At 44.0% G+C, this 12,071-nt stretch carries 5 protein-coding genes and 1 pseudogene; 5 read left to right on the top strand and 1 reads right to left on the bottom strand.

Annotated features, from left to right (window positions below):
* Nucleotides 1-31: 31 nt before the first annotated feature.
* Nucleotides 32-307 carry a nitrogenase-stabilizing/protective protein NifW gene (locus tag QMA41_RS11745; protein WP_281629719.1) on the bottom strand — a complete coding sequence of 92 codons (276 nt, stop codon included), beginning with the start codon at nt 305-307 and terminating at the stop codon, nt 32-34.
* A gap of 245 nt (nt 308-552) precedes the next feature.
* Between QMA41_RS11745 and QMA41_RS11750 the strand changes: the two genes are divergently transcribed.
* From QMA41_RS11750 to QMA41_RS11770, 5 genes and pseudogenes are all read left to right on the top strand, one after another.
* Nucleotides 553-1,878 carry a sphingomyelin phosphodiesterase gene (locus QMA41_RS11750; protein ID WP_099608249.1) on the top strand — a complete coding sequence of 442 codons (1,326 nt, stop codon included), beginning with the start codon at nt 553-555 and terminating at the stop codon, nt 1,876-1,878.
* Nucleotides 1,878-2,819, top strand: coding sequence for a chromosome segregation ATPase (locus QMA41_RS11755; RefSeq protein WP_281629720.1), 942 nt, complete (start codon nt 1,878-1,880; stop codon nt 2,817-2,819). Before QMA41_RS11750 ends, QMA41_RS11755 begins: the two co-directional genes overlap by 1 nt.
* A 155-nt stretch (nt 2,820-2,974) precedes the next feature.
* Entirely contained in the window at nt 2,975-5,413 is a 2,439-nt protein-coding gene (locus QMA41_RS11760) for a M9 family metallopeptidase (protein ID WP_281629721.1), read from the top strand.
* A 233-nt stretch (nt 5,414-5,646) separates the two neighbouring features.
* On the top strand, nt 5,647-6,840 hold the full coding sequence (locus QMA41_RS11765; RefSeq protein ID WP_006960238.1) for a DUF3103 domain-containing protein: 1,194 nt from the start codon (nt 5,647-5,649) through the stop codon (nt 6,838-6,840).
* 578 nt (nt 6,841-7,418) lie between these two features.
* A pseudogene (locus QMA41_RS11770) lies at nt 7,419-12,071 on the top strand (hypothetical protein); the annotation flags it as partial.

Raw genomic sequence — 12,071 nt, forward strand, 5'->3', positions numbered from 1 at the left:
GAGCTTTTTCGTTTTTAGCTTCACTGAGGGATTAACGTCGCTGACAAGTGGTGCACCCTCGACATGCGGAGCGGGAATGAGGATCCAGACGGCTACGCTGAATTTTGCAGTAGGCACTTTTCAGGCAGCGCCGCGCTGCAAACCAATCTTCAGGTTTTACCATAAGTAAGTAGCCGTTAAACCGCTTCACGAGAGGCGTTCGATACTCGCTTATAAAAGCTGGTTCGTAACCGATCTCGAAATAATCTAACGCCTCCTCTATAGAGGATAATTGGGCAATTTTTCGTTGGATTTCAGCGTCGCTCATCGTCGAAAACATCTGGAGAATGTGCCGAAATTATCTCATCTCTACTGATAAAGTTATTGATCTAAATCGAATCTAGTAAGGTGTGGGCAAATGTTAAATTTTGAACAACAGCCGATCAAAAAATAGACGTTTCATCACATATTTTCATTAACTTACGTGATTTTTATCTTTTCATATATTTATAACAAATATGCAACTTGTTTGCTTTAAGTTCTAGCCTTCAAACAAAAACTAAGGAACAAAACATGAATCTTAAGCAGTGGAATATCTTGTTAGCGTCTCTGATTGCGCTTCCCGTTTTAGCGGACACAGATGTATATTTGACCAATAATTCAGACCAGTCCCTGACTATTCAGGTGAGCCATGATGGCTCCGATTTACTTGAATATGGGGAAGAATGGAAACAACACACAGAAACGCTTGGGCCATGGGAGACCAAGCAAGTACTCAGCTTTAATCGCTGGGAAGGGGTGAAATCGGGCAAGACATACCAATTCAACACCGTGGTTTCCAATCCTGTAGGTGAAAGTGTTGTACTAAACCAAGTGATGGAAGGTCATTGGTATAACTCTACTATTGAATATGGAGTCTCTTCATCTGATGTTGAACTGGCTCTAAAAGATGACCGTAATGTACATCGCTTTAATACGGCTGCATTTGGTGAGCGACAAGCGGAGTTGGCGTTTAAGTCTGCGAATACCGCTCGCTATGATGACCTTTACTACACCATCACACCTGCCAAAGTCGATGAAACGGTTGAGCCAGATGAAAACACGCTTAAGTTAATGACTTACAACATTTGGGCGTTGCCTGTTATTGCGTCGCACATTGGCGATCGCTACGCACTGATCCCTGAATACGTCAAAGGTTACGATGTGTTGGCTCTGCAAGAAGTGTTTGCTAGCGGTCGAGAGGAGTTTCTACGCGAATTGGCAAAAGAGTATCCTTATCAGACCAAGATGTTAGATAAAGATGGCATCAACATTTACGACGGCGGTGTCACTATCGTCAGCCGCTACCCAATCGTCAATCAAGCACAGTATGTATTCCCTGATTGTACCGGAACGGATTGCTTCGCAGACAAAGGCGTCAACTACGCAGAAGTGATTAAAGGTGGTAAGGCTTATCATGTGTTTGCTACGCATACAGCGTCGTTCGATACAGATACCGCTCGTGATTATCGCCAGCGTCAGTTCAAACAGATCCGTGAACTGGCGACGTCACTCAATATTCCTTCCAGTGAAACGGTGGTTTACAGCGGTGATTTCAATGTTAACAAGCGTAAGTTCCCGGGTGATTATCAACAGATGATTGCGAATCTCAGCGCAATTGAACCGCAATACTCAGGCTATACGGAATCGACTTTCGATCCACGCATTAATGATTTTGCTGGCGAAGCCATGTCCGGTGGTGAGAATGTCGAATATCTTGACTACGTGATGGTGAGTGACGAGTATGCGGTGAAAGCATTCAACGATAACCGTGTAGATGTACCGCGCAGCACAGATGAACGCTTGTGGAAGCATTACAATCTATCCGACCATTTCCCTGTGTCGGCGGTGATTAAGTAATGGTTTATCGTTACCTGTTGTTGATGCTCGCCGTTGTGGCGGGCATCTTTCTCTGGCCTTCCGATGAGGTTGTTAATTCTCGGGCGATGGTTGAGAGGGAGTTTTCGGAACAATATGTCGCTGCTAACCAGAGTCTTGCTCGAACAGTGGAAGAGGGTGAAAGTCAGTCCGAAAATACGATTCCCCATCAAGGCAAAGTATTAAATCCTCTTGCGGAAGCCTCAGGAAACACGCTGGTTGAAGCGTTGGAATCTTTTTGGCAGCAGTGCCAACAGCGCAACGATTGTGAACAGCTACTGGTTCAGCTCCAAGCTGAACTGTCGGACGCTAGGTATCACCTCCTTGCTCGTTACCCTCAATTGAAAGCCCAGTGGCAAGAGGTAATGGGAAAGCTGGAGCTCAATCAATACCACTCGTTAGCTGATCGAATTGCAGAAATGAAGCGGCAGGCATTGTTAATTTGGGGCGAGCTCGCAAGTGTTATGTTTGCTGAAGAACATGCGCTCTATGATTTTAGTTTGGCATCTCAGGACTTAGCGACTGATAACGCCGAGAGTTATGTTGAAAGCTATGAAGCATTGCTGAATCAATGGCAACACAATGAAGAGTCGCTGTCTTTAGATAGCGGTGCTGCACGTTATGAAAAAGGCGTGAGTTTAATACCAAGCACGTTTACGCAGCAGCAAAAGGATCAAGCAAAAGCAAAGCTCGCCACCAAATACCTCAATGCTGAACAGTCGGCATCCATTGCTCAACGAGAGCAGCAAGTCGCGAGTCAGGAGGCACAAGTCGCAAGCTATCAAAGCCAGTTATCTGATCTCAAAGAGTCACTCGACCAGCAACGTTCAACGGCGGGGTCAGCAATGTCTGATCTTGAGTGGCAACAGTACGTTGAGCAGCAGATTAGCGACTTTCGTATTAACTTTTTTAACTATAACTAATTGTTAAATAAGTGTTTTATTTAATCGTTTGCGAAGATTTAATCTAAGAAATTATCGGAACCAGCCTCTAAATTGCTCATCAATCGGTCTTATGTGACTTATAGATCGTTGATATAACGCAGCTCCAAATCATTACAATAAGTGTGGTGTTGCGTATGAAGCACAATCAACGTTTGTTTATTCCCAAGAAAATTGCCAGCGCTTTGCTATTAGCTGGCATCAGTTTCAATGCCTTATCTGCTCAGGAGTGTGAGTATGAGTTGCTTTCGCACTCTTCTGACTGGCTGACACAGATCAAACGCGCAGATTCGTCGTGTTATCACTCATGGTTCAATGCGCCTGAAGAAGCAGCGGCGGGCATCTATAGCGAAACGTCAATAAGACAAGTACAGCGCAAGTTGCTTGAAGAAGTGACGCAGTATGAAGGAGATGAGCAGCAGGCTAAGCGAATTGCCAACCTTAGCGAATTTATCAAAGCAGCGTACTTTGCGCGTTACTCAACCCAATCAAGCTATGGGTACTATTCTGAAGAGTTGAGTCGTGAGCTTGCCCAAATTTCAGCTCGATTCTTAAGTAGCCAATATGCTCAAGCGCAGGGGCGCGAACAGGTACGTGCGATGTCTGCGATGAGCATCATGGTCGATAGCGTGAAACAATTACCTACCGCAATGCCTGCCATGTTAGACCTGCTCGAAAGCTTCAACCACCAAAATAGCCAACAGCTGCAGTATGTAGATGGATTAAACAATTTGTTCAGAGCGATGAGTGGTCACGTGGCGCGAGATTATTTTTATGCGGATCTCGCAGCTCACCCTGATTATCTGGTGAGGCTGGAACGGTTTGTTGATCATAATCGCTGGGCACTGGGTACAGACGCTGAGTTTCTTATCTACAATGCGGTACGTGAATCTGGCCGACTATTGGCTAGCAGAGATGAGAAGCTACGTAACCAAGTGATGGCGTTTATGAAACGTACGCTAGAACGTAATGCGATCGGCAGTGAAGGCGAACGTTTATGGATTGCGGCTGCGGAGATGATCTTGTTTTATGCGCCAGAGGAAGGCAAAAAACTAAAGCTTGAACAAAGTAAATCCCAGCTTGAGCTTAGCGTTCTTCCTTACCGTTATGAATGTCAGGGTGCCGCGATCATTCGTTCGCAAAACTTATCAGAGCAACAATCTGAACAGGCGTGTGAGGTTTTGTCAGTGGTTGAAGCTGATTTTCATCAGGTGGTGAACTCTGGTTGGGTTCCGGTCAATGATGATCACAATGATAATGTTGAAGTGGTGGTCTGGAGGGACAACGATGCTTACGTCACCTACTCCAATTTTCTATTCGGTAACAGCACAGATAATGGAGGGCAATACCTAGAGGGTGAGCCATCCAAGCCTGAAAATGTGGCTCGCTTTTTAGCTTACCGCTACGACTCCAGTGATGAACTTGCCATCCTAAACCTTGAGCATGAATATGTTCACTATTTAGATGGCCGTTTTAACCTCTATGGTAACTTTAGTGACACTTTAAGCCGTGGTCGTATGGTCTGGTGGCTGGAAGGATTCGCAGAGTATATGCACTACCGCAAAGGTTACCAAGCGGCGGTAGATTTGATTGAACATCAGCCACTGTCTTTCAGCGAAGTCATTGAAACCACGTATGATGATGACGTAAACCGCATCTACCGCTGGGGTTATCTCGGGGTTCGGTTTATGTTGGAAGAGCACCCTCAACACATGGCTCGTTTATTAGAGTCTGCAAGGAGAGGAGACTATGTGACTTGGAGCGAACAAGCGAAGCGTTTGGGTGTTGAGTTCAATGACGAGTTTGAATTGTGGCTAGAAGCAGTCTCATCTACCGATTCTGACTCGCACAACGATGACGGTGGGAAAGAACAATCGCCACAAGACACGGTAGAAATAGTGAGTTTTGCCGCCAACCATTCCCAGATCTTTAACGCTAACGCCTACGAGGAGCATCTGTTTTACATCGATATCCCTGCGGAAGTGACAGAATTCTCCGTTTCGATTGAAGGTGATGGGGACGCTGATCTATATGCAAGTTACCAGAGTGTTGCGCACTACTATGAGTACCAGCTTTCGGACTTTCAGCGAGGAAGTGAAGAGTCAATTGATATTGAACCACAGCCAAACGGGTACATTACGCCGGGTCGCTACTATTTCAGCTTAACAGCCCGCGAATCATTTGAATCTGTCAGGGTGACAAGCAAAACAGTCACTCAATCCCCTACCGTTGAGCAATATGACCTGACGCCAAAACTGATGTCAGCGAATGACCCCCTGCGAGTAAAGGTGAATAAGACACGTTATGTGGGTATGTATGTTGAAAGACCAGCAACGGTTCGGCTTTGGATAAACGCGCTAGACGAAACTCCAAGTAACGTGGACGTCTTTATCGGCAAACATTCTTGGGCAACACGTGAAGACTTTGATGTAGCTAGTCAGCAAACTGGTAGCAATGAGTTTGTCCAGTTTGAGGTAGAGAAAGCAGGTTATGTTCACTTTACGTTAAGCGCCGAGCAGCAAGGTGGAGAAGTCGAACTTTACGCCACTTATTGGAAAGGACAAAAGAGCACTTAAGGTGCTCTTTTAGCTAATAATATTATGAATTGCTTATTGATTGGATTATTAATTCGCACATTCTAATTTAGATAAGATTAAATATCATACAATTTGGTTAAAAAGTGATCTTGAGCTGGAAAATGGAACAAAAAGCAATCGTTTTACTTCCACTTATTGATATTGCTGATAGGTTTTTATGTGTAGGGCAAATGCTCTATATAATGATAAAAATTAAAATAAGGATCATTTTTATGAGACCAAATCTATCTATTAGCATGATGCTTGCAACGGCGGTGGTTGGCTTCCAGTCGAATGCGCAGACTGTAGACACAACAGATGCTCAATCTAAGGCTGAGGCGATTGCACAACAGAAACAGTCCATCGCTTTGCAGATCAGTGCTCGCTATGCTGATCTTGAATCCTCTATCAAGTCACAGATCAACGAAGAGCATCTATCAGCACCTCTGAACAACCTACAGTCTGCTCAGCCATATTCTGCGTTTAGTCAAAAAATGCAAAAAGCGGATCGTAGCTATCGCGCCATGAAAGGCATTAGTGAGTACAGTGATTCAATCATGGAGCTGCGTATCGCGGACGCTTCAATGGTGAAAAACTGGAAAGAGGGTGAAAGCCCACTGTTCGCATTCGAGCCTTCAGGTGATGACTCTAACTGGCAATTTATCGAGGCGTATGATGTTTATGGCCAGGTGCATCAACTGGATGTTTATGAGATGCCAGATGTGCCTGTATTGGTTGTCGACAGTAATGGCGCAGAAGAACTACGTGCTGGCTTGATGGCCATGCAAGCGGAAATGAAGCGTTTAGGTCAGGATACGGAGCTGACAACCAATGATTCTGCACCAAAACCGGCTGCTAAGATGAGTAAAATGAGCCGCTCGGTCATGGCTGCGGATGTTGAGCCTCTTAACACCACTCAGTTGACCAAAATTCGTTTAAATGACGACCAAGAGCCTTGGATTTCTGGCAAAGCTGAAGTCTACGCCATCATTACTGGCGTCGATCCAAGTCGTGTTGAACCGGAAATTGATTTAGTTGAAATGCCTTACCTTGACTACGATGGTCAAGACTATTACCCAGGACAGACAATGGTACTTTGGCCACGTTACCGCTGGGGCGCTGTCGACATGATCCTGATGGAGCAAGACGATGGTACTGACTACAAAGAACTGGCGAAGCTATTGGTTAAAGCCGCTGAAGAAATCCTTAAAATGATTCCAGATCCTGAAGTTCAAGGCTACGCTATCATTGCTCAGATTACCGGTAAGATCATTGACGTGATTCCAGATGGCTTACTAACCAATGATGACGACTACGTTGATGTTTATTACACCTTGATGCAGAACACAACTTATGTCGATCGTCCTGGAGCTGGTGGCAATGCTGTCGCGACCTTCAAGCCAGTAACAATTTCACCGACTGAATAATTAGCGACAACCCATCTACATTCAAGAGCGTATATTCGAAAGGATATACGCTCTTTTCGTTGTTATCCTTCTTTTCATCTGAATGTTATCTACACTGAGTATCATCAGTTATTGAGTGACACTCCAGATCTATCCTATGGCGACAAAATGCCATCAGTAGTTTGATAAATATGGCTGTTACATGAAGCCTCAAATAGTCACTTTATGAATTGATATTCTGTGTTTGTGAACTGGTCGTATTTTATAAATCAACTAAGTGAACTATAGTGATTCTGTATTAACTTAATGTTTTGATTGAAGTTTAACCATTTTCAAATACATGAATGCGTGACATTTTTAAACCTTGTCACAGAAGATTTATGGGTGATCTAGATCTCATAAATAAAAAAAATATTGTCTATTGATGTATAAGAAATGCCAATTGAACGGCATTTTGACTACTACAACAGTGTTAAATACCTCTCTGAATTTCTTTTTTCTTATCAAAAGTTCGCCACAACCCTGACGATTTTTCCATATCTAGTGGTGATTCGCCGCGTTGTTATTATTAGTGCCAAAAATATACTTGAGCCACTTTTTTGCAACGTCACTTCGGCACCATGTTGAGATTCACTAATAAAATTAAACTCATTCTCACCATCCTGTCCATCCTGTCACTAAGTTCCTGTGGCGGCGGTGGTGGAGATGGGGACTCTTCACCACAGTCACGTAAAACGGGCACTATCACCGGTACTGTATTCGATGCACCTATCTCTGGTGGTGTAGTGACGGCATACGAATATAAAAACGGCGTGTTAGGTCGAGAGTTAGGCCAAACTAAAACGAACGCGAGTGGCGAATACACTCTGAACGTAGACTCTGCCTCCATGCCTGTTTACATAAAAGTTCAGGGTGGTGGGTATCGAGACCCGTTCTCAAATAATGTTGTTAGGACGAGCTCTAACGGTGTTATCGAACTGGCCAGTGTGATTAATTTTTCCGAAGGTGAAACTGCGCAAGTGATGATCACCCCTATGACCTACATGGCTCAAGGGTTAGCGGAGTACAAAATCAAAAGGGAAGGGCAGAGCGCTTCATCTGCAATCAATAGCGCGCTAAGTACTATTAATTCAATGTATGGCTTTAACGTTAACACGGTTAACCCTATTGATATTACAACAGGCGGACACGACGCTGTAGCGACAGATGGTCATAAATACGGTGCGCTGTTAACTGCCTATTCTTCCTATGCCTATTCATTTTTGGAAAACGACTCAACGGGTGCCGATACTTATACGTCAATCAACTTAGCCAGAATTGGTTATGACGATATTGTTGCTGATGGCTTACTAGACGGAAAAGTACTTGATGATAGCCGAGATTTCTTAGAAGACGCGCGCTTTGGTACTCAATACATCACTTCCGACTTTTACACGCACTCGGTAGCAGAGCACACACTGATCGTGGTGAGTGATCCAAATGTCAATGTTTCAGGTACGCCAGTTAATCAGTACGAAACAACTGCCAACCACCTCAATAATTTAGGGACTAGCGGTGGTGAAGGCTCAATACCGTCGCGTCAACCAAAAGAAATGGATAAAAACGCACCAACTGCGAAGCGCTCAGACAGTAGTGTTTTGGTTGGTACGGAGTCAATGGAAGTCACTCTTGAAGACGAGACTGGTGTTGAAGGTTTAAGTGTGACTGTTAAATATCTTGAGAAAGATAAAGACAATGAAAACGTTGGTACTGAAGTAGAAGTATTGTGTGAGCAGGATACCGCTTCAATTTGTTGGTTGGACAAAACCAGCTTTGTTAAGGGACCACGTAAAACGACTTTGAAAGTCTTCGTCAATACAACTTCCCTTGATAAGAACGTTGTTAAAGGTACTGTAGACGCAAACTTAATCGTTCGAACAGTTGATGTCCTAGACAATGAAGATAACTCAGGCATCACACTCCCATTTAAATGGGACAATGTTAAGCCTGTGATTGAGTTTACATCCAGCGAGAGTGTACGAAATACAGACAATAACAATAACAAGATCAAAACGTATATTCTTGAAGGGATAGTTAAAGAAACGTTGAACGATATCGTTGAACAGTCAGTTTATTTGACGATTGCGAGATCTGGCGACCCGATTAAAATCGAGTGTAAAGAGTTGAACACTCAATGCCAGTTCAGTCACAGCTATGATACGGAATTATTTTCAGCCAGTGTTGAGTTTACCGTTGCTGCAACGGATATTTATGGTAACAAGGGTGAAGCAAGCTTTACAGTTTATAAAGATGATCAAAAACCACAAGTATCCCTAACTTTTTCAGAAGCACTTTTCAATTACAAACAGACTGATGGCAGTGGGTATTCTGGATTATTTGATCAAACTACATTCCCTTCAGGTAGCGTTGATAGTCTCGATCGATACTTGGATATTGATTTTGCTCTCGCCACCTCTGGCTTAAACGAAACCCATGAAGGTTTGAACTATAAGGATTTCGAGCTTTCAGAAGGCGTATTGCAAAGTAATTCAATTCCCTACTTTATTGCTACGATTAAAGACTTAAGTGATAGAAATACCTACGGTTCATCAGCAGATGACTTAACCTTAAGAGTTGAGTACCTGCGTAAGCGCTCGACGGAAGAACAATACTCACTTGTAAGTACAAAGACGCAGGTTGCTAGTGAGGCATTTGACGATAATAGTGGTATTCCTTTTAAGCGACTCCCTGACGAAAGTTCAGGAGAGCGTGTGTTCTCAATGGACTACTATCTTCCACTGACGGCGGATCTGCTGAGTGACTTCTCCAACGCATCAGAAGGTGATTCGCAACTAATCCAAGTCAGTGTGGAAGACCCGGCTGGCAACTCTAGTGCCTCACAACAGGTCTACTTTAAAACCACTTTTGAAAGACCGACGTTAACAATCGTCACTCCTTTTGTTGGCGCGATAGCCACAGTTGAAGGCTGGAATGATAAAGATAAAAAGTTCGAACAAATACAATCGTGTACGGACTTCACGCATGATCCGAAGAACGTTGCTGCGAACGTTGCTACGTGTTCTATGCCTTACAATACTCGGATTCAATTCTACAATCTGTTCAGAGTGACGTTGCAAAATGGTCAGGATACTTATTATCACCAATGGTCTAAGAGTGCAGGCCAAGATTCTGTGAAGTATACAGTTGACTTTGCGGATGCAGCAGGTGCTATTGGAACCTATTTCACTAAAGCAGAAACCAAAACCATTTATCTCACTGAGTTTTCCGCCTACCACACAGGGTTGTTTGAGTATCTATGGAATAAGTCGGCCAGAACGGTAAATGATGCTGAAACCATCCTGACGGATGTGGCAAAGGCCATAGTCGGTGATAGTGACAGTAAACCTCTACTGGGCTTTGATCCTTTCAGCAGTAGATATGCGACCAATGCCGACAACCCAGTACCCAATAACCCTGCTACGGCTTATCAGTACCGCATTCTTTTAGAATCATTAGCGGGCTTATCGAGTGAAACGACGTCTTTAGAGTACGCTTTTGCTTTTTACAAAGACCTAAAAGCGGATGGCTTAGCGAACGGTAATGCAGAGGGCGACTCTGGAAGTGATGCTCAGAAGCCAATTCAAGTTGGCGACAAATTTATTGACATTAATGCGGACACTTACAGAAAGAATCTAGCTAAAGGCTATTACGACCTCGCAGTTAGTTATGGTGTTGATTCTCAAATTGCTGTTGCTCAGGCAGACGTTTTTGCAACCGCTAACCCGACAATAGATGACACACCGATATTTAAAGACGCTGGTGGGAGTATTGATAACGAGCCACCAGTAGCAATAGTGTCAATGGATACCACTCAGGATGATGGTGCTTACGTTGCGGTGAGCGAAAATGTTTACACTATTGCGGGCAAAGTCCATTCGCTAATAACGGTGACTGATATCTCTGGTGTGGACTTAGCCGCTTCCGAATTCAAAATCTATTGGTACCATTCTGACAATCCAACGGAAAGAAAAGAGGCCAACATAATTTTTGAGGAGGCGAGTGGTGATACTTATGAAAAGAAACTTAAGTTCGCCATCGACTCCACAAACGCCCTGTACCAGGGCGTAACTCGTTTTGAGGCCTATGCAACGGTACTGAAAGACGTAAAGAACAATACGTCTAACGAAGAGGCGTTACTTGCCACATTCAATGTTGATAACGTGGCACCGTCTGGACAGGTAAGCAACACAATTCCTAAAAATCCAGTTGACGACAGTACGGTCGATGTAAAGGTTAATTTCGATAAACCGGTTAATGCTGTAGAAGCTACAATTGACGGCATCAAAATTGATTTCGGCGAGTCAAGTCAGACGAAAACTGAGTGGGTTGGTACATCTCAAGAGAGAATTAAGCTTAAGGTCAATGAAACATCTAAATCGATAGTAGTAGACAAAGGGTATGCTGATGCATTGGGTAATGCTGGGGCACAAATCACAGCCAGCGTCGGTGTAATGCCAGTTCTTACCATCAATGACGTAGCGAACGACAATGTTATCCAGCATGGTGATGAAGATATCAGTGCTGTCGTGATCAGCGGTACCACCAAGGGGATAGAGTCCGGTGCGAAGCTGTCATTGGCGGTGACCTCAAAGAAAGATAGCCGTAAGGACATTGATAAGTATGAGTCTGACGATACTGAAGATTTAAAGGTACAAAGTGACGGTACTTGGTCTAAGGTGCTCAGCTTCCAGAGTTGGGAAGAGGCTGAAATGTTGATCACTGTGTCTGGCAAGAATGATCAAAATGTGCCAGCGTCTCAAACGAAAGATAAGGTCACGTACAAGGATAAGGTCCTTCCTTCACTTAGTGAAAGCGGAAGTATGATCCAAATGTCTGGTGGAGCGGAAACGTCTCTGGCAGATAGCGTACTGGTTGATGGTAAAACTGCCAAAGTAACCCTGAAGTTCAGTGAGCGAGTTACTGAGCCGACGGCATCTCTCAATAGCCAGAGCATTACTTTTGACCAACCTGATGGAGATGTTTCTAACCAATGGGTAGGGCACACAGAAGCGTTAATCTTGCCTGTCAATGCGTCGACTGCAAAGTTAGAAGTATCGGGTTACGAAGACACTGCAGGTAATAAAAGCTCTGATTCGTATAGTAAAGATATCGCTCTTAAGCCGGTTATTGTGATGTCGGAAATAGCTGACTTGCTGACGGGCAGCGATGGAGCGAAGGCGTTAATGGTGTCAGGGACTTCGTTGGGCTTTAAA

It is taken from the genome of Vibrio sp. St2 (assembly GCF_947311885.1).
GTDB lineage: Bacteria > Pseudomonadota > Gammaproteobacteria > Enterobacterales > Vibrionaceae > Vibrio > Vibrio coralliilyticus.